Origin of the sequence: Novosphingobium sp. 1529 (assembly GCF_040544855.1) — a bacterium.
GTDB lineage: Bacteria > Pseudomonadota > Alphaproteobacteria > Sphingomonadales > Sphingomonadaceae > Novosphingobium > Novosphingobium capsulatum.
Window position 1 is genome coordinate 155,214 of sequence record NZ_JBEPKW010000010.1, and the last position, 16,734, is coordinate 171,947.

A 16,734-nucleotide genomic window follows, 5' to 3' on the forward strand; every position below is an offset into this window, starting at 1 on the left:
CGTCTTACATGGGTGGCACCAGGGCGCACGGCAAGATGGGCTGGGGCAAAGGCGCCACGCAAGCATGATGGCAGGCCCTTCGTGCACAAACCGTTTCCATGTTGGCCCCGGCCGTCTTATTGCGGAAAAGACATGCTCACGCTGCCCAACATCCTCACCCTTTCGCGCATCGTTGCCGTGCCCTTGCTGGTTGCCCTGCTGTGGTGGCCGGGCTGGCCCACTGGCTATGCCCTGGGTTTTGCCATGTATTGCCTGATGGGCGTGACCGATTATTTCGACGGCTATCTGGCACGCGCGCAAGGCACGGTGTCCAAGCTGGGCGTGTTCCTCGATCCGATTGCCGACAAGATCATGGTGGCCGCCGTGATCCTGGTGCTGACCGCGCAGGGCGTGCTGACCGGGCCCTATGTGGGAGACATGCACGTAATCGCTGGCCTGGTGATTCTGCTGCGCGAAATCGCGGTGTCGGGCCTGCGCGAGTTTCTGGGCGGCATCCAGGTTTCGGTGCCGGTGTCCAAGCTCGCCAAGTGGAAGACCACGTTCCAGATGGTCTCACTCGGCGCGCTGATCCTGGGCTGCGCCACGCCATGGTGGACTCTCACGCTCCAAGGGATCGTCATCAACGTGCCGCATACGGTGGGCCTCGCCACGCTATGGGGCGCGGCCGGGCTGACGGTGATCACTGGCTGGGATTACCTGCGGGTGGGCTTGAAGCATATGGATTGACGGGGGGAGTGCATGAAGCAAAGCTGGACCCCGGATCAAGTCCGGGGTGACGGTAAATTTATACGTTACCTCTATTCTTCGTCACCCCGGACTTGATCCGGGGTCCAGCTTGATACCTTAGACAGCGGTCGCCGTCCTTAGCCGCAAGGCGGCAGAGCCCCGCTTACAAACTCTCTGCCAGATAGCGATCGGGCCGGTGCCAGGTCATGATCATCAGGTTCGCGCAGACCGCGCTGGCCAGCGACCAGATCGCGCGTTCGGGGCCGAGCACCAGGGCCGAGGTGGCGATGATCGTGGCGTCGGTGATCATCAGCAGGCGGCCAAAGCTCCACCCCTTTTTGCGGCTGAGCCAGCGGGCGATCACGCTCGATCCGCCCACGGCGGTGCCGTGGCGCGTTACCGCGAGCAGCCCCATGCCCATCACCGTGCCACCGATCACCGCGGCGGCGGCCGGGCTGGCCGATGTCAGCACCAGGCCCTTGGCCACCAGCGTGACCAGGCCGGTGATGGCCAGCGTCGCGACCAGGCTGCGCAGCGTGTAGCGCGTGCCCTGGCTGCGCCAGAAGATCAGGAAGATCGGCAGGTTGAGCACGGCAAACAGCGTACCGGGCGAATACGGCACAAGGTAGGACAGCAGCAGGGCAAGGCCGGCCATGCCCCCGGTGATCAGCCGCGCCTGGTGCAACAGGTGCACGCCGAGTGCCAGCAGCAGGCACCCGGTCGCAACCCCATAGAGATCTTCCAGCGCGTTGTGGCGCTGCACCTTCATGGTGCGCGCAGTTCCTCTGCCAGCAGGCGGAACTCGTCGGCGCGGGGCGAATTCTTGCGCCACACCAGGGCGATCTCGCGATAGGCATGATCGGATTGCAGCGGGCGGGCAACGATATGGGTGTCGTTGAGGATGCCGGCGTCCACCGCCATTTCGGGCAGCATGGTCAGCCCCAGGCCATTGTCCACCATCTGCACCAGAGTGTGCAGGCTGGTGCCGATCATCGTGGCGCTGGCGCGCAGCTCCGGCCGGTTGCAGGCGGCCAGGGCATGCTCTTTCAAGCAGTGCCCGTCTTCCAGCAGCAGCAGGCGGGTTTCATCGATCAGCGCGGGTGGCACCGATTCGGGCGGGTTGCGCGGATCGTCCTGCGGGAACGCCACATAGAGCCGGTCCTTGAACAGCGGCGCCACGTCCACCTCGCCGGTGGCAAAGGGCAGGGCCAGCAGCACGCAATCGGCGCGGCCATGGTGCAGCGATTCGATCGCGGCGGCGCTGGGCTCCTCGCGCAGGAACAGCTTCAATTGCGGGCGTTCCTGGCGCAGGCGCGGCAAGATGCGCGGCAGCAGGAACGGCGCGATCGTGGGGATCACGCTCATGCGCAGCTCGCCGGCCAGCGGCACGCCATGCGATTGCACCAGTTCGGACAGTTCCTCCGCTTCGCGCAGCAGGCGGTGCGCCTTGGCCACCACCTGGTTGCCCAGCGGGGTGAACCGCACGACGCGGCGCGTGCGCTCCACCAGCGTCACGCCGAGCAGCGATTCGAGTTCGCGCAGCCCGGCCGACAGCGTGGACTGCGAGACGAAGCACGAATCGGCGGCTTTGCCGAAGTGGCCATGTTCATGCAGCGCGACGAGGTATTGCAGCTGCTTGAGCGTGGGCAGGTAGGTGCTCATTCCCCGAGTGGCTCGTCAGCTTCGGGTTCGGCTGGCGTTGCCTTGGCCGGGCCGTTGTTGCCGATCTGGTCGATGTGCGCCATCTTGAGCTTGCCGTTGACCACGGCAAAGGCCAGGCGCCCTTCCACCAGTTCCAGCGCATCGCGGCCGAACTGTTCGTAGCGCCAGGTTTCCAGCAGGGCCAAGCCCTTGCGCTGCCCGGCGGCCAGTGCCTCCAGATCATCGCTGCGCGCCAGAAGACGCGAGGCCACGTCGATCTCGCGGCTGCGGATCTTGAGCAGCAGCTTGAGCAGATCGGCCACCAGGGCGCCTTCCTTGCCCAGCGGGGCGCCGCGCGGCGCGCGCGGGGGCATTTCCGCCTCGGTCAACGGCTTGGCATCGGCCAGCGTCTGCATCAGGCGGCGTCCGATATCGTTATCCTTCCATCCGGTAGAAAGGCCGCGCACCTTGGCCAGGTCGTGCTGTTCGCGCGGCGGGTGGCTGGCAATGTCGGCCAGCGTTTCATCGCGCATGATGCGCCCGCGCGGGATATTCTTGTCCATCGCTTCGGCCTCGCGCCAGGCGGCGATCGCGCGCAACCGGCCAAGCACGGCGGGGTTGCGGCTGGGCGGGCGAATCTTTTCCCACACCTTGCCCGGATCGTTGCGATAGTTTTCCGGGTCGGCCAGCTTTTCCATCTCGATATCCAGCCACTCGCCGCGCCCGGTCTTGATCAGGCGCTTGAGCATGCGCGGAAAAATCTTGGAAAGGTGGGTCACGTCGCCGATCGCATATTCGATCTGGCGTTCGGTCAGCGGGCGGCGCGACCAGTCGGTAAAGCGCGCGCCCTTGTCGATCGACAGGCCCAGCCACGCTTCCACCAGGTTGGAATAGCCGATCTGCTCGCTTTGCGAGAGGGCCATCATGGCGATCTGCGTGTCGAAGATCGGGTGCGGCGTGCGGCCCGAAAGATTGTAAATGATTTCAACATCCTGGCCGCCGGCGTGGAAGACCTTGAGCACGTCTTCGTTGTCGACCAGCAGATCGAGCATGGGCGAAAGGTCGATCCCCGGCGCCAGCGGATCGATCGCCGCAGCTTCCTCTTCATTGGCGATCTGCACCAGGCACAATTCCGGCCAATAGGTGTTCTCGCGCATGAATTCGGTGTCTACCGTGACGAAGTCTGACTTGGCCAGCCGCTCGCACAGATCGGCAAGCGCGGCGGTCGTGGTAATCAGCGGATGTATCTTCATCGTTCTTTTCTGTATGGCCCGAACCGCACCCGGGTGCCAAACACCCGTGGCGGCATGGGGCCGGTGGTGCCCCCGTCCGGGAGCGGCGGCTTGACAAAAGCGTGGCCATCGCCTCTTGGCCGCGCCTGACATTTAAGCCTGTCTCACCTGCCTTATTGCAGACCGATTGGAAAGAGTTTCGATGCATCCTTATCGTTCCCACACCTGCGGCGCCCTCTCGCGCGAGCATGTCGGCGAAAATGTTCGCCTTTCGGGCTGGGTGCATCGCAAGCGCGACCATGGCGGCGTGCTGTTCGTCGATTTGCGCGATCACTACGGGATCACCCAGATCGTGGCGGACAGCGACAGCCCGGCGCTGCCGCTGCTCGAATCCGTGCGCGTGGAAAGCGTTGTGACGATCGAAGGCGTGGTCAAGGCCCGCAACGAAGCGACCGTCAACGCCAACCTGGCGACGGGCGCGATCGAAGTGTTCGCCAAGGTGGCCACGGTGCTTTCGGCGGCAGAAGAGCTGCCCATGCCGGTGGCCGGCGAGCAGGAATATCCCGAGGATATCCGCCTGCGCTATCGCTTCCTCGATCTGCGCCGCGAAACCCTGCACGCCAACATCGTGACGCGTACGCGAATCATCTCCGACATGCGCCGCCGCATGGAAGGCGCGGGCTTCACTGAATATTCCACGCCGATCCTGACGGCATCGAGCCCGGAAGGCGCGCGCGACTTCCTGGTGCCGAGCCGCATCCACGCCGGCAAGTTCTATGCGCTGCCGCAGGCGCCGCAGCAGTACAAGCAGCTGCTGATGGTGGCGGGCTTTGACCGCTATTTCCAGATCGCGCCGTGCTTCCGCGACGAAGATCCGCGCGCCGACCGCCTGCCGGGCGAATTCTACCAGCTCGACCTGGAAATGAGCTTTGTGACCCAGGAAGAAGTCTGGGAAACGATGGAGCCGGTGATCGGCGGCGTGTTCGAGGCCTTTGCCGAAGGCAAGCCGGTGACGCCGATTGGCCAGTTTCCGCGCATTCCCTATGACGAGGCGATCCTCAAGTACGGGTCTGACAAGCCGGACCTGCGCAACCCGCTGCTGATCACCGATGTTTCGCACCACTTCACCCAGTCCGGCTTTGGCCTGTTTGAAAAGATCGTCGGCACCGGCGGCGTCGTCCGCGCCATTCCGGCGCCGAACACGGCAGACAAGAGCCGCAAGTTCTTTGACGAAATGAACGACTGGGCCCGCGCCGAAGGCCATGCTGGCCTGGGCTATGTCACCCGCAAGGGCGGCGAGTTTGGCGGGCCGATCGCCAAGAATCACGGCGCCGAAGGCATGGCCGCGCTCTATGCCGAGCTGGGCCTGGGCGAAAACGACGGGCTGTTCTTTGCCGCTGGCAAGGCAGATCAGGCCGCCAAGCTGGCGGGCCTGGCGCGCAACCGCGTTGCTGCACAGCTCGGCCTGGTCGAAGAAGGCACCTACAAGCTGTGCTGGATCGTCGATTTCCCGTTCTATGAATGGGATGAAGACAACAAGAAGGTGGAATTCAGCCACAACCCGTTCTCCATGCCGCAGGGCGGGATGGACGCGCTGACCAACCAGGACCCGCTGACGATCAAGGCCTTCCAGTACGATCTGGTCTGCAACGGCTATGAAATCGCCTCGGGCTCGATCCGCAACCAGTCGCCCGAAACCATGGTCAAGGCCTTCGAAATCGTTGGCCTGACCAAGGCTGACGTGGAAGAGCGCTTTGGCGGCCTCTATCGCGCGTTCCAGTATGGCGCGCCGCCCCACGGCGGCATGGCCGCTGGCGTCGACCGCATTGTCATGCTGCTGTGCGGGGCGCAGAACCTGCGCGAGATCACGCTGTTCCCGATGAACCAGCGGGCCGAAGACCTGCTGATGGGGGCGCCCTCGCCAGCCGAGCACAAGCAGTTGCGCGAGCTCAACATTCGCGTTGTCGAACAGCCCAAGGGCTGAGCGGCAGCGCATTCCGACCGGCGCTTGTGTCCCACGGCTGACAGGCCAGGATGCGGGCGCCTCTTGCCAGCGGTTCAACAGCCTATTAGGGCGATGCCTGACCCGCGACCACCAACCTGTTTCCTGCGAAGGGGCATATAATGAGCGATACCGCCGACCGCGTTAAGAAGATCGTTGTCGAGCACCTCGGCGTCGAGGCCGACAAGGTCACCGAAGACGCCAGCTTCATCGACGATCTCGGCGCTGACTCGCTCGACATCGTCGAGCTGGTCATGGCCTTTGAAGAAGAATTCGGTGTGGAAATCCCCGACGATGCGGCCGAGAAGATCTCGACCGTGTCTGACGCGATCAAGTACATCGACGAAAACAAGGGCTGATCGCCCCGCTTCCCCAACCGTTCCGGCCAGCAAGTGCGGGCCGGGCAGGGGAGGAATTCGGCAGGCTCAGTCCCCATATCTGCGGGGCTGGGCCTGTTCGTTTTTGATTTTGCGGAGAAAAGAATGCGTCGTGTCGTCGTAACCGGCCTCGGCCTTGTCACCCCGCTGGGCGCGGACGTGGAAACCGTTTGGGCGAATCTGCTCGCCGGCAAGTCTGGCGCCGGGCCGATCACGCGGTTCGATGCCAGCAACCAGAAGTGCCAGATCGCTTGCGAAGTGAAGCCGGCCGACCATCCCTATGGCTTTGATGCGTCACGCCGAGTCGATCACAAGATTCAGCGCCAGGTCGATCCGTTCATCGTCTATGGCATCGATGCTGCCGGCCAGGCGCTGGAAGATGCCGGCCTGGTGGACATGGACGATGATCTCAAGACGCGCACCGGCTGCTCGATCGGCTCGGGCATCGGCGGTTTGCCGGGCATCGAGAGCGAATCGATCGTCCTGCACGAAAAGGGCCCTGGCCGCGTCTCTCCGCACTTCGTGCATGGCCGCCTGATCAACCTGATCTCGGGCCAGGTTTCGATCAAGTATGGCCTGATGGGCCCCAACCACGCGGTTGTCACCGCCTGTTCCACCGGCGCCCATTCGATTGGCGATGCCGCTCGGATGATCAAGGATGGCGACGCTGACGTGATGCTGGCGGGCGGCGCGGAAAGCACGATCAACCCGCTGGGCGTGGCCGGCTTTGCCCAGGCCCGCGCACTCAACTGCAGCTACAACGACCGGCCGGAACAGGCCAGCCGCCCCTATGACAAAGACCGCGATGGTTTCGTCATGGGCGAAGGCGCCGGCGTCGTCGTGCTGGAAGAATACGAACACGCCAAGGCGCGTGGCGCGAAGATCTATGCCGAAGTGGTCGGCTATGGCCTGTCGGGCGATGCCTATCACGTGACGGCGCCGCACCCGGAAGGCAAGGGCGCCGAACTTGCGATGCGCATGGCGCTGCGCAAGGCCGGTCTGGAGCCGGGCGACATCGACTATGTCAATGCCCACGGCACCTCGACCATGGCCGACACGATCGAACTGGGCGCGGTCAAGCGCGTGCTGGGCGATGATCTGTCGGGCGCCTCGATGAGCAGCACCAAGTCGGCCATCGGCCACCTGCTCGGTGGGGCCGGCGCGGTCGAAGCGATCTTCTGCATCCTCGCCATCCGCGACCAGATCGTGCCGCCCACGCTCAACCTCGACAATCCCGATGAGGGTACCGAGGGCGTGGACCTGGTGCCGCACGTGGCCAAGAAGCGCCAGGTGCGCGCCGTGCTCAACAACTCGTTCGGGTTTGGCGGCACCAACGCCAGCCTGATCATGAAGGCGGTTTGAGCCGCAAGGCCAACCCGCGTGGCAAGCCGAAAGGCCGCCGTAAACCAAGGAAACGCGCTCCCATGATTGCCCGCATCGGTAAAGTCCGGCTGGTCATCCTGGGGGCGCTGCTCCTGGCGGCAGCATGGGGCACCCACTTCCTGTGGGGCTGGTATGGCCCAGGCCCGCTGGCCAAGGATACGGCGTTCGTCGTTCCCGATGGCGCCAGCATCGGCTCCATCGCCAGCAAGCTGGAGGCCGAAGGGGGAGTCGCTTCGGCCAGCACGTTCCGCGCCCGCGCGCGCCTGCTGGGCACGACGGCGCCGATCAAGGCCGGCGAATTCAGCCTGCCGGCCCACGCCAGTGGCTCTACCATCCTCAAAATCCTGCAAGGGGCCGAAGGCGCGATGCGCCGCCTGGTCACCGTGCCCGAGGGCATGCCCGCGATCATGGTGCAGGAACGGCTGATGGCGCAGCCGCTGCTCACCGGCACCGTCGACGTTCCCGAAGAGGGCACCGTGCTGCCCGACAGCTATGAATTCCGCCGTGGCGAACCGCGCAAGGCAGTGCTGGCGCGCATGCAGGCGGCCATGACCAAGACCCTGGCCGAACTCTGGGCGCAGCGCAGCGCTGATACCGTGGCCAAGACCCCGCAAGAGGCGCTGATCCTGGCCTCGATCGTGGAAAAGGAAACCGGCAAGCCAGCCGAGCGCCGCATGGTGGCCGGGCTCTATTCCAATCGCCTGCGCAAGGGCATGCTGCTGCAGGCCGATCCCACGATCATTTATCCGATCACCCGCGGCAAGCCGCTTGGCCGTCGCATCCGCCAGTCGGAAATCCAGGCTGTAAACGATTACAATACCTATTCGATGACAGGCCTGCCCAAGGGGCCGATCACCAATCCCGGCCGCGCCTCGATCGAGGCAGTGCTGCATCCGGCGCATACCGAAGCATTGTATATGGTAGCCGATGGCACCGGTGGCCATGTCTTTGCCGATACTCTGGCCGAACATAATGCCAATGTGGCCAAATGGTTCGCCATTCGCCGGGCGCGCGGTGATCTCTAGGCTGGCATTTGCGCAACTACGGCTCTATTGGTCCGATACGGAGTTTTACGGATTTGCCGCCTGATGCGCGCGCGCATCGCTCCGGCTGTTCCGATTTCTCCCGCGCGGCGGGCCGCGCCGGGTGAGCGGGCCCCTGGTCCTGACAGCCCGGCTACCCGCCGCGCTCTTTGGCCAGATGGAAGGGTTGCGCCGCGCGCATTATCCGCCCGAACGCAATCATGTGCCTGCCCATGTCACGCTGTTTCACGCGCTGCCGCCCTCCGCCCATGGCGAAGTGCAGCGCTTGGCTGCCCGCGTTTGTGCGCAAACCGCGCCACCGACCGCGCATCTCGCCGGTCTGGCAGACCTGGGCACTGGTACGGCCGTTGCCGTGCACAGCCCTGCGCTGAACGCGGTGCATGCTGATTTGGCGGAAGCGCTCCAGGGGTTGCTCGGCCTGGCAGACCAAGGCCGGCCGCGCTTTCATGTAACTATCCAGAACAAGGTTGTCCGCAGCGATGCCCGCGCGCTCCAGGCGGCGCTGGCGGGCCGGTTCGAGGGGCAGACCTTTGCCTTTGCGGGGATTGACCTCCACGCCATTGAGCGCCTGCCCCAAGGCGGCGCCACCTGGCAGCCCGTAGGGCAGTGGACGTTTCGCGGCCGCTAAAATCCTCCCCGGCACGGGGAGGGGGACCGCGCGAAGCGTGGTGGAGGGGATCTTCGGCCTGAAACGCCGTTTGCAGCCGCCAGTCCCCTCCACCAGCCTGCGGCTGGTCCCCCTCCCCCGGTGGGGGAGGATCAGGGTGCAGGCACGACGTCGAAGGCAATGTTCAGCCGCTCCCCCGCATCGAACGGCACCGTGCCATGCCACAGCGTGGAGGGAAACAGCACCAGTTGCCCAACCATCGGCGCGATCGTGCCATAAGGTGCAAGATCCAGGCCCAGCTCCTGCGGCGGGGCGCCATAGTGAAAGTGTCCGGCGTCGGGCGCGGTGCTTTCGGCCGGAGCGGGCAGGGCGACATAGAAGGCGCTGCTGATCCACCCCAACGGATGCGAATGGGTGACGTTGAAGCCGTGCCCGTGAAGCCGGACCGACCAACTGCCGCTGATCCGCACCGCATCGCGCGGGCGTGAGAGCAGCGGGTGGGCAGGATCGGGCGGGGGCAGGGCGGCAATGTAATCGCGCGTTGCCGCCAGCAGCGCCGCGCGCGTGCGCACCAGCAAGGGTTCGTGGCGCAGCAGCACGCTGCGGTCGGTCTGGGTGCCGCCACGCACCGATTGTTCGGGATAGGGCAATTGCGCCCGGTGCAACCCGCGCAACAGATCGGCCAGTTGCGCCAGTTCCGTGCCGCTCAGTCCCACGGCCATGCTGCGCACGAATGCAGGATCGCCATCGAGCCATTCGGCCCGCGGATCGTCCAGCAGGCGCCAGCAGGTGGAAACATAGGGCCAGACCTGCCCGGCCAGCGGCGATCCTGGCGCCTGCTGCGCCAAGGGCAGGGCAAGGGCCAGCGCGGCATCGGGCGCGCCGTCGCGCAGTGCCTGGCGGATGCGGGCGATGGTGATCACCGGGCTGTTGGGGAGCGCGCCCTGGTGCAACAACCGGGTCATCTCTGCGCCATCGCCGCTTTCGCCGGCCAGGAACACCCGCGCTTGGATCAATGCAGGCAGCGTGCCCAGGTGTCGTTCCGCCTCGTCCAGGATGGCGGCGGCGCGGGGCCAGTCGCGCACTTGGGCCACGGCCGCAAACCACCCTAGCCACAGCGCGGGCTGCGCCGGATGGGCGCGCGCGGCGCGGGCAAAGCTGGCGTCAAAGCTCTGGGCGTCGCCGTTTACCCAGCGCAGCGAGCCCAGCACGCGGTGCCCGTCGGCCCAGGCGGGGTGGCGCGCCAGTGCTGCTTCCAGCGTGGCCAGCGCCTGCGTCACCTGGCCTTCGCTGGCCAGCGCCAGGGCGTGGTTGCGCTGTGCGTCGAGATGGTCGGGCCAGCGGCGGCACACTGCGGCAAACAGATGCGCGGCGGGATGGCCCAGTTCATAGCGCGATTGCGCATGGAGAAAGGCGATCGTCGCATCGTCGGGCGCCAGGGCATGGGCGCGCGCCATGGCGCCTTGCGCGCCGACCATGTCTTGCCGCGCGCGCAGGATGCGGGCGCGGTCGAGCCATTCGCCCGCGCTTTCGCTCATGCCGGCTGCGGGGCAAGCCCGGCCAGCACCGCGCCATGCAGGGGTTGCTGCGCGGCTTCGGCGGCCATGGCGCTGCGCAGCCGGCCCAGCCATTCGCGCCCGTCCACGCCGCGATAGTCGATCAGCGGGTCGTGCCCTTCGGGCAGGTTGTTCTGGCCGATATGCACGGCCAGCCACGATGGCGGGGCAAACAGGTCCAGCTCGCGCGCGATCAGGCGGCCGTGGCGGCGGAAATGGGCGATCTTCAAGGCCAGGCTGTCGGGGATGTCCATCGCCGCGACATGGCGCCACAGCTCGGCATCCTGCCGCTGCGTGAGCTTGTAGTGCAGGATGATGAAATCGCGGATGCGCTCCATTTCGCCGTGGGCGATGCGGTTGAATTCATCGCGCGTCGCGGGATCGAAATCGCGATCGGGAAACAGCGCCAGGATCTTGGAGATATTGGCCTGGATCAGGTGGATGGAGGTGGATTCGAGCGGTTCGAGAAAGCCCGAGGACAGCCCCACGGCAATCACGTTGCGGTTCCAGTGCAGCTTGCGCCGCCCCGCCTGGAACCGCACCGCGCGCGGATCGCCCAGCGCCGCTCCATCCAGGCTGCTGGCGAGATCCTCGGCCGCGCGGTCTTCGTCCAGGAACGCGCTGCAAAAGACATAGCCGTTGCCGACGCGGTGTTGCAGCGGGATGCGCCACTGCCACCCCGCCGCGCGCGCGGTCGATCGGGTATAGGGCGTAGGGTTGGGATCGGCGGCGGGATGCGCGCAGGGCATGGCCACGGCGCGGTCACACGGCAGCCAGTGCGACCAGTCGTCGTATCCGGTCTTGAGCGCGCCCTCGATCAGCAACCCGCGAAAGCCCGAGCAATCGATGAACAGTTCTGCCTCGATCCGGCGGCCATCGGCCATCGTTACCGCCTCGACAAAGCCGGTCTCGCCATGCAGTGCCACATCGGCAATGCGCCCTTCCACCCGCGTGACGCCGCGCCGTTCGGCAATCGTGCGCAGGAAGCGGGCATAGAACCCGGCATCGAAGTGATAGGCATAATCGAACGTGCTCATCACGCTGCGTGGATCGGGTGAGGGGTGGGCAAAGCGCCCGGCCCGCGCCAGGTGCCAGGCCATGGCATGCTCGTCGAGCGGGGCGGTCTCCCCCTGGCGCCGCGCCTGCAGCCAGTATTGGTGCATCGGCACCATGTCGAAATTGCGGCCATAAGGCCCGAAGGGATGGAAATAGCGCGAATTTTTCGCGCCCCAGCCGACGAATTCGATCCCCAGCTTGAAGCTGCCCTTGGTCCGCGCCAGAAACTCCCGCTCGTCTATGCCCAGGGTCTGGTTGAACACGCGGATCGGCGGAATGGTCGCCTCGCCCACGCCGATCGTGCCGATTTCCTCGCTTTCCACCAGGGTGATGGCGCAATCGCGCGCCAGGGCTTGCGAGAGCATCGCAGCCGTCATCCATCCGGCTGATCCGCCGCCAACAATCAGTACCTTGCGGATCTTGCGATCGTCCATGGTCTTGGTCCCCTCCCTGGGTGGCTGCATCCTACAATCAATTGCAGAGCGCGCAAAGCGGGCTTTTGGGCGGGTTGGAACCGCTCTTGTGAACCTGCGCGGACACGCATGAAATATTGGTAATAATCTCATTTGTCAGAAGAAATTGCCAGCGAAAGGTCTAGCTTGCGATCTAGCAGGGCCAGACCGGAGAGGCGCCGCGTGAGTCATCTGTTCATTCTGGCTTTCGTTGTCCTGCTGGTTTTGCTGCGCCGGCAGGCGTCGCGACAGGCCCGCCAGCCCTTGCCCGCTCCGCCACCGCGCCGGCCCGTTCCGGCGGTCGAGGCGGCCGCGTCCGCACTGCCGGGCCTGGCCGATCCTGATGCCAGGGCGCTGGATGAAGGCGATGCCCCGGCCGTGCTGCCCAGCGCGCCCCGGCGTTCTGCCACGCTGGACCGCTTCTACCGCACCGTGCGCGGCCCGGGGCTGTGTTCCCCGCGCTAGACCCTGCACGCCTTTCCCCGCTTCCGTTCAGGAGACATGCGATGGCCATTACCAGACAAGTGATCACCACGGTGCGCAACGATGGGTCCGATGCGCTCGGCACCCGTACCGTCGCTTACAAGATCGCTGATGAAAGCATTGTCTCGGGCTCGCTCTTGACGGTGGAAAGCAACCACTTCTGCGTGCTCAAGTCGCGCGGGGCGGTGCTCGATGTCTATGAAACCGGGCAATATGCCATCGAAACGCCTGACAAGCCGCTGATCGGCTCGATCGCCAAGGGCTTTTTCGGCGGCTCCTCGCCGTGGGTCTATGAAGTCATCTATATCAACCGCTCCAAGCTGCTGGTGCGCAACAGCGGCATCGCCACGTCGGCGGAAATGGCCGAAGTATCGTATGTCGTCGATTACTACATCCACATCGACAGCAAGCAGGAAGCGCTCGACCTGATCACCCACATGCCGTTTTCCGGCACCGTGATCGATACCAACGAAGTGGCCGACTACGCTGGCCCGGCGATCGAGCAGGCGATCAACCAGATCGTGCAGGTCACCAAGCTGGAAAACATCAACGAGCACATCAACGACGTGCGCGAGGCGGTGAAGGTTCACCTCGCTGATTTCCTCAAGGTCTACGGCATCATGCTCAACGACCTCAAGGTCTTGATCATGCCGCGCGACGAACGCATGCGCGAGTTGATCTCGCTCCAGGCGATCGGCCTCACCCCGATTGAATCGGTGCGCTATTACCTGGCGCTCAAGATGGCGGAAAAAGGCCTGGTCTCCGCCCCCAACGCGGCCGTGGGCATGCCGTTTGCGATCGGCGGCCAGCCCACCGGCTTCTACCCGCTCGGCCCGGAAGTGGGCGCGCCGACATGAGCGGGGCCGAGGACGACGGGCTGGCGGCGCGCGCCGGCCAGGTCGCGATCAATCTTTTCCGCGGCTATGGCTATACGTTCTATCGCGTGGAAAACGATCTGCGCGCCGATGACCAGCGCATCCGCCGCATGGTGAGCGAGCTGTTGCAACAGGCGCGCAAGGCGCTGAGCGAGGCCGAAGGGCGCTATCGCCGCGAGATGATCCCGCCGCCTTCGCGCGCGCAACCTTTCCCGCCGGCAGACCTGGTGGCCAACGCCAAGCGGTTGGAGGCCCTGGCCCAGACGATCAGCGCGCTCGACGCGCAGGTGGCGCATATGCCGGTGCCTGGCAACGACTTCATGACCGCGCGCTATCGCACCGAGGCTGATACGCTGTGCCGCCTGTCGGAAGTGGACGTGGACCTGGTGGCCGATGCCCATGCCCTGGCCCAGGCCGTGCCGGGCGATGATCCGGTGCTCATCCTGGAGCAGGCGCCCGCCATCGCCGCCACCATCGCCCGCATCAAGGACCGCATTGCGCAGCGCCAGGCCATGCTGCTGTAACCGCGCCGGGCCGCGCCGCGATGAACCTCCAGGGCCTTGATCCGCATCTGCTGCACGCCTGGCTCACCGCGCGCTCGCTGGCGCGCGGATTGCCCATGCCGGTGCCCGAGCACGGCGGCTTCCGCGTCGATACCGGATCAGACACGGAAACCGTGCGCTGGGTCTTTCCGCACCTGTGCGATGGCCTGAAAGACCTCGCCCGCGCGATCCACCAGCCCCGTCAGTTCATCAAGGTGTGCGCCACGACAGAGGCCCTGCGCGCCGCCCTACCGCCGCACTGGACGGTGCACCCCGCCAGCCACGTGATGCGCGCCCACGGCGCAATGCCGCGCCGAACGCTGGCGCACGGCTACAGCGTCACCACCGAGCAATCCGGCCCGGTGGTGGCCGCCCGCATCCTTGGTGAAACCGGCGAACTGGCCGCCAGCGGCTATGGCGCCGAAACGGATCACGTCTTCGTCTACGACCGCATCGTGACCGAGCCCGCCCATCGCCGCAAAGGCCTGGGCCATGTCCTCATGCAGACCTTGCATGCGGCGCGGCGTAATGCCGATAGCCGGGAACTGCTGGTCGCGACAGACGATGGCCGGGCGTTGTACGAAACCTTGGGGTGGTGCGTTGTTGCGGCCTATGCGAGTGGCTCGATTGTTGAGGGTTGATCGGGCCGTGATCGGAGGCCTCTTTCGACCAAATCCTGGCTTTCAGGTGCACTCCGACGAACGTCCGGTCTTCACGGAAGCTGCCCTCGGGTTGATTGGAGCGAACCGTCAGCAAGGCAAAATATGAGTGACTTTTGCCACGCGATTGGGCGTGATAAAACAAAATACTTATTCGGTGGCCTTCTGTATTAATTCGGTGTGAAAATTATCAATCTGTCATATATCTGACGTTGATATAATCAACATTAGCATTTTACCGATTGATTGCAGTATGGATGAACCAAATCTCCGTTAGATACATCTCCCGTTCCGCCATCTCGTACAGGCTTTACGTGGTCATAAGAAACGGATTTGGCGGGATCGAGAAGTCCATGACAGATATTACACTTCATCGCTGTGTCCAGAGCCCGCTTCACGAACAACGCTGACTTCGTTTCATCAGAAAAAGCCGTGCTTTGCGCTGCGGTCGTAATGTCAAGTATACGGCCACGTCCACCAAGATGTGTTATAGCTTGTTCTACACTGACCTCTTGCCCATCCGATAGATTATCAATTAGAAACATATATAGGTCTCGCATTTTACTAACGCGCGTTTGTTTGCTCATGTTCTGAAGTATAATTCCGATTAGTGATTTATTTTCGATCAAAAATGTTTCCATCTTTGCGCGAGATTTAGTGAATTTAGCGAAAAATCCACTGTCGTTGTCTTTCAGCTTGCGTGACACGAGCAGGACCATGCCTAGAAACAAAAAGCGACTGTGCTTTCCGCGCTCGTTATAAAAGTAAACTGCTGGATGGAGCCCTAAACTACCGCCAGAATTTCCAGTTATCCGCCTGGCAACACTCAAGCCATTTTTGAGGACGGAGATGGTAGAAGAGCCATTTGCGTCGTCATCATATCCGGCAATCCCCTTTGTTAGCGTTTGCGTCGAGTCCGATATGCTTAGAAACTCAATTAACAGTGACAGACCTTCGAGCGGTGAAACCGATCCACCCAGCGGAAGATCGAGCGTTTTTATAGGCTGTGATACTTCAGGGTCGAACAGAACTTCCTTGAGGTTTTTGGCTGCTGTTTCGATGGCTGACTGGAAATCTAGGGGAAAGGCAGACCAGTACTTATGACCGCTACCTGCGCGAAGAATCGCGCGAGCGCCGATAGCGATTGGCTTCTTTCGATTGCGAAGCAAAAGCTCTTCGGTGTCATCGAGGGGTGTGCCTTGAGAGTTGATCTTAAAAAATGAGGTCTCAGCAACCGAGGCCGTCCCCTGGACCCATTGCAAGTTTAGACCACGAGTAAAAAGAATATGTGCTCTGCGTCGATCTAATTCTGACCCCGAGTTAGAATTTCCAATCAGACTTTTGAGCGTCGAAAATCGTCCAATTTTCGATTCGACCATTGATCGCGTCCGCTTAGCGAGACGTATCTGGTCTTCCGAAATTTCCCCTGCGTAGAACGCCTGTGATGTTGTTCCGTCACCATAGTCGTCTTCGATCCAAGCGCGTAGGGCGCTTAGGCGATGGCCGCCATCGATTACGAAGATGTATGACGAAGACTTCCAGAGGATCAACGAGGGAATAAGCTCGTTATCGAGAAAACTAGCAATGAATGTCGTAACCTGCGACGGTGTCCAATGATTTGTCTCGCGCTGAAAATCCGGTTTTCGTAGGAGACCGCGAACAGGAGAGCCAGATTCAAGGTTCGATATGTTGAAATTTTGAAACAAATCCATCGTATATTCGCCATCTTCCGTGGCAAAATCGGCTCTTTGTATCATTGCGTCCAGATTTACTCGTGTTCCCATGCGACCAACTCCCTCTGCACGACTCTAGACGAGACGCTTGCTTTTGCAAAGATACTTCGTTCTTGGTTCAGGAAAACGGGGCAATCATTCAGACCTTGAGTTTTTTGAGCGATGCAGATGGTGAATACGCCTTGCTCGTTCAAATGCCGCTGGCCGAACGAGCGAATGGCGGCTCTTGGGCAAAGGCGACGCTTGGAGTGCCGGGCGGGCGCGGCAGAAAAGTCGAAGGGTTTCGGGCGCCGGCAGGCGTACGAAAGTCTTACAAGTACGACCCGCGGTGAGGCTCGCCTTGGTCTATGGGTAAAAGGGCTTTGGT

General features: G+C 63.3%; 17 protein-coding genes. 11 read left to right on the top strand and 6 right to left on the bottom strand.

Annotation, left to right across the window (positions count from 1 at the left end; translation table 11 throughout):
• Positions 1–132: 132 nt before the first annotated feature.
• A complete protein-coding gene (pgsA, locus tag ABIC78_RS17145; protein ID WP_022675702.1) occupies positions 133–726 on the top strand; it encodes a CDP-diacylglycerol--glycerol-3-phosphate 3-phosphatidyltransferase in 594 nt (197 codons plus the stop codon).
• 163 nt (positions 727–889) lie between these two features.
• Here the strand turns inward: pgsA and ABIC78_RS17150 are convergent, their stop codons facing one another.
• The 3 genes from ABIC78_RS17150 to rnd are packed head-to-tail and all read right to left on the bottom strand — an operon-like array spanning position 890 to position 3,620.
• Positions 890–1,495 (bottom strand): YitT family protein, encoded by a 606-nt coding sequence (locus ABIC78_RS17150; protein ID WP_168352861.1) that lies wholly within the window; start codon positions 1,493–1,495, stop codon positions 890–892.
• Positions 1,492–2,388, bottom strand: a complete 897-nt coding sequence (locus ABIC78_RS17155; RefSeq protein ID WP_168352862.1) for a hydrogen peroxide-inducible genes activator — start codon at positions 2,386–2,388, stop codon at positions 1,492–1,494. Before ABIC78_RS17155 ends, ABIC78_RS17150 begins: the two co-directional genes overlap by 4 nt.
• The gene (gene rnd / locus ABIC78_RS17160; protein ID WP_171796395.1) at positions 2,385–3,620 is read right to left on the bottom strand and encodes a ribonuclease D; all 1,236 of its coding nucleotides are present in this window, start codon (positions 3,618–3,620) and stop codon (positions 2,385–2,387) included. The genes ABIC78_RS17155 and rnd overlap by 4 nt, the downstream gene beginning before the upstream one ends.
• A gap of 181 nt (positions 3,621–3,801) precedes the next feature.
• Here rnd and aspS point away from each other — a divergent pair, with 181 nt between their 5' ends.
• From aspS to ABIC78_RS17185, 5 genes are all read left to right on the top strand, one after another.
• Positions 3,802–5,583 carry an aspartate--tRNA ligase gene (aspS, locus tag ABIC78_RS17165; protein ID WP_062784886.1) on the top strand — a complete coding sequence of 594 codons (1,782 nt, stop codon included), beginning with the start codon at positions 3,802–3,804 and terminating at the stop codon, positions 5,581–5,583.
• Between the two features lie 140 nt (positions 5,584–5,723).
• Entirely contained in the window at positions 5,724–5,960 is a 237-nt protein-coding gene (locus tag ABIC78_RS17170) for an acyl carrier protein (protein ID WP_028657713.1), read from the top strand.
• Positions 5,961–6,083: 123 nt separating this feature from the next.
• Complete coding sequence (gene fabF / locus ABIC78_RS17175) at positions 6,084–7,340, top strand: beta-ketoacyl-ACP synthase II (RefSeq protein ID WP_022675711.1); 1,257 nt, start codon at positions 6,084–6,086, stop codon at positions 7,338–7,340.
• A gap of 62 nt (positions 7,341–7,402) precedes the next feature.
• On the top strand, positions 7,403–8,386 hold the full coding sequence (gene mltG, locus ABIC78_RS17180; RefSeq protein ID WP_354490970.1) for an endolytic transglycosylase MltG: 984 nt from the start codon (positions 7,403–7,405) through the stop codon (positions 8,384–8,386).
• Between the two features lie 121 nt (positions 8,387–8,507).
• Positions 8,508–9,032, top strand: coding sequence for a 2'-5' RNA ligase family protein (locus tag ABIC78_RS17185; protein WP_354490972.1), 525 nt, complete (start codon positions 8,508–8,510; stop codon positions 9,030–9,032).
• A gap of 131 nt (positions 9,033–9,163) precedes the next feature.
• Here ABIC78_RS17185 and ABIC78_RS17190 read toward each other — a convergent pair whose 3' ends face one another.
• Together ABIC78_RS17190 and ABIC78_RS17195 are read right to left on the bottom strand one after the other, a co-directional pair.
• The gene (locus ABIC78_RS17190) at positions 9,164–10,549 is read right to left on the bottom strand and encodes a putative 2OG-Fe(II) oxygenase (RefSeq protein WP_354490973.1); all 1,386 of its coding nucleotides are present in this window, start codon (positions 10,547–10,549) and stop codon (positions 9,164–9,166) included.
• Positions 10,546–12,057, bottom strand: coding sequence for a tryptophan halogenase family protein (locus ABIC78_RS17195; RefSeq protein ID WP_354490975.1), 1,512 nt, complete (start codon positions 12,055–12,057; stop codon positions 10,546–10,548). Before ABIC78_RS17195 ends, ABIC78_RS17190 begins: the two co-directional genes overlap by 4 nt.
• A gap of 201 nt (positions 12,058–12,258) precedes the next feature.
• On the opposite strand from ABIC78_RS17195, the gene ABIC78_RS17200 reads away from it, so the two are divergent.
• The 4 genes from ABIC78_RS17200 to ABIC78_RS17215 are packed head-to-tail and all read left to right on the top strand — an operon-like array spanning position 12,259 to position 14,616.
• The gene (locus tag ABIC78_RS17200; protein ID WP_354490977.1) at positions 12,259–12,540 is read left to right on the top strand and encodes a hypothetical protein; all 282 of its coding nucleotides are present in this window, start codon (positions 12,259–12,261) and stop codon (positions 12,538–12,540) included.
• 41 nt (positions 12,541–12,581) lie between these two features.
• Positions 12,582–13,415: an SPFH domain-containing protein gene (locus ABIC78_RS17205; RefSeq protein WP_022677533.1), complete on the top strand. Its 834-nt coding sequence runs from the start codon at positions 12,582–12,584 to the stop codon at positions 13,413–13,415.
• Positions 13,412–13,957 (top strand): hypothetical protein, encoded by a 546-nt coding sequence (locus ABIC78_RS17210; RefSeq protein WP_354490979.1) that lies wholly within the window; start codon positions 13,412–13,414, stop codon positions 13,955–13,957. Before ABIC78_RS17205 ends, ABIC78_RS17210 begins: the two co-directional genes overlap by 4 nt.
• A 20-nt stretch (positions 13,958–13,977) precedes the next feature.
• The gene (locus tag ABIC78_RS17215; RefSeq protein WP_354490981.1) at positions 13,978–14,616 is read left to right on the top strand and encodes a GNAT family N-acetyltransferase; all 639 of its coding nucleotides are present in this window, start codon (positions 13,978–13,980) and stop codon (positions 14,614–14,616) included.
• Positions 14,617–14,861: 245 nt separating this feature from the next.
• Here ABIC78_RS17215 and ABIC78_RS17220 read toward each other — a convergent pair whose 3' ends face one another.
• Positions 14,862–16,418: an HNH endonuclease family protein gene (locus ABIC78_RS17220; protein ID WP_354490983.1), complete on the bottom strand. Its 1,557-nt coding sequence runs from the start codon at positions 16,416–16,418 to the stop codon at positions 14,862–14,864.
• 62 nt (positions 16,419–16,480) lie between these two features.
• Here ABIC78_RS17220 and ABIC78_RS17225 point away from each other — a divergent pair, with 62 nt between their 5' ends.
• A complete protein-coding gene (locus ABIC78_RS17225; protein ID WP_354490985.1) occupies positions 16,481–16,699 on the top strand; it encodes a hypothetical protein in 219 nt (72 codons plus the stop codon).
• Positions 16,700–16,734 lie beyond the last annotated feature (35 nt).

Coding starts and splice junctions, on each gene's coding strand:
- ABIC78_RS17170 (WP_028657713.1), top strand. CDS start 5,724: ATGAGCGATACCGCCGACCGCGTTAAGAAGATCGTTGTCGAGCACCTC.
- ABIC78_RS17210 (WP_354490979.1), top strand. CDS start 13,412: ATGAGCGGGGCCGAGGACGACGGGCTGGCGGCGCGCGCCGGCCAGGTC.
- rnd (WP_171796395.1), bottom strand. CDS start 3,620: ATGAAGATACATCCGCTGATTACCACGACCGCCGCGCTTGCCGATCTG.
- pgsA (WP_022675702.1), top strand. CDS start 133: ATGCTCACGCTGCCCAACATCCTCACCCTTTCGCGCATCGTTGCCGTG.
- ABIC78_RS17220 (WP_354490983.1), bottom strand. CDS start 16,418: ATGGGAACACGAGTAAATCTGGACGCAATGATACAAAGAGCCGATTTT.
- mltG (WP_354490970.1), top strand. CDS start 7,403: ATGATTGCCCGCATCGGTAAAGTCCGGCTGGTCATCCTGGGGGCGCTG.
- ABIC78_RS17205 (WP_022677533.1), top strand. CDS start 12,582: ATGGCCATTACCAGACAAGTGATCACCACGGTGCGCAACGATGGGTCC.
- aspS (WP_062784886.1), top strand. CDS start 3,802: ATGCATCCTTATCGTTCCCACACCTGCGGCGCCCTCTCGCGCGAGCAT.
- fabF (WP_022675711.1), top strand. CDS start 6,084: ATGCGTCGTGTCGTCGTAACCGGCCTCGGCCTTGTCACCCCGCTGGGC.
- ABIC78_RS17190 (WP_354490973.1), bottom strand. CDS start 10,549: ATGAGCGAAAGCGCGGGCGAATGGCTCGACCGCGCCCGCATCCTGCGC.
- ABIC78_RS17195 (WP_354490975.1), bottom strand. CDS start 12,057: ATGGACGATCGCAAGATCCGCAAGGTACTGATTGTTGGCGGCGGATCA.
- ABIC78_RS17155 (WP_168352862.1), bottom strand. CDS start 2,388: ATGAGCACCTACCTGCCCACGCTCAAGCAGCTGCAATACCTCGTCGCG.
- ABIC78_RS17150 (WP_168352861.1), bottom strand. CDS start 1,495: ATGAAGGTGCAGCGCCACAACGCGCTGGAAGATCTCTATGGGGTTGCG.
- ABIC78_RS17215 (WP_354490981.1), top strand. CDS start 13,978: ATGAACCTCCAGGGCCTTGATCCGCATCTGCTGCACGCCTGGCTCACC.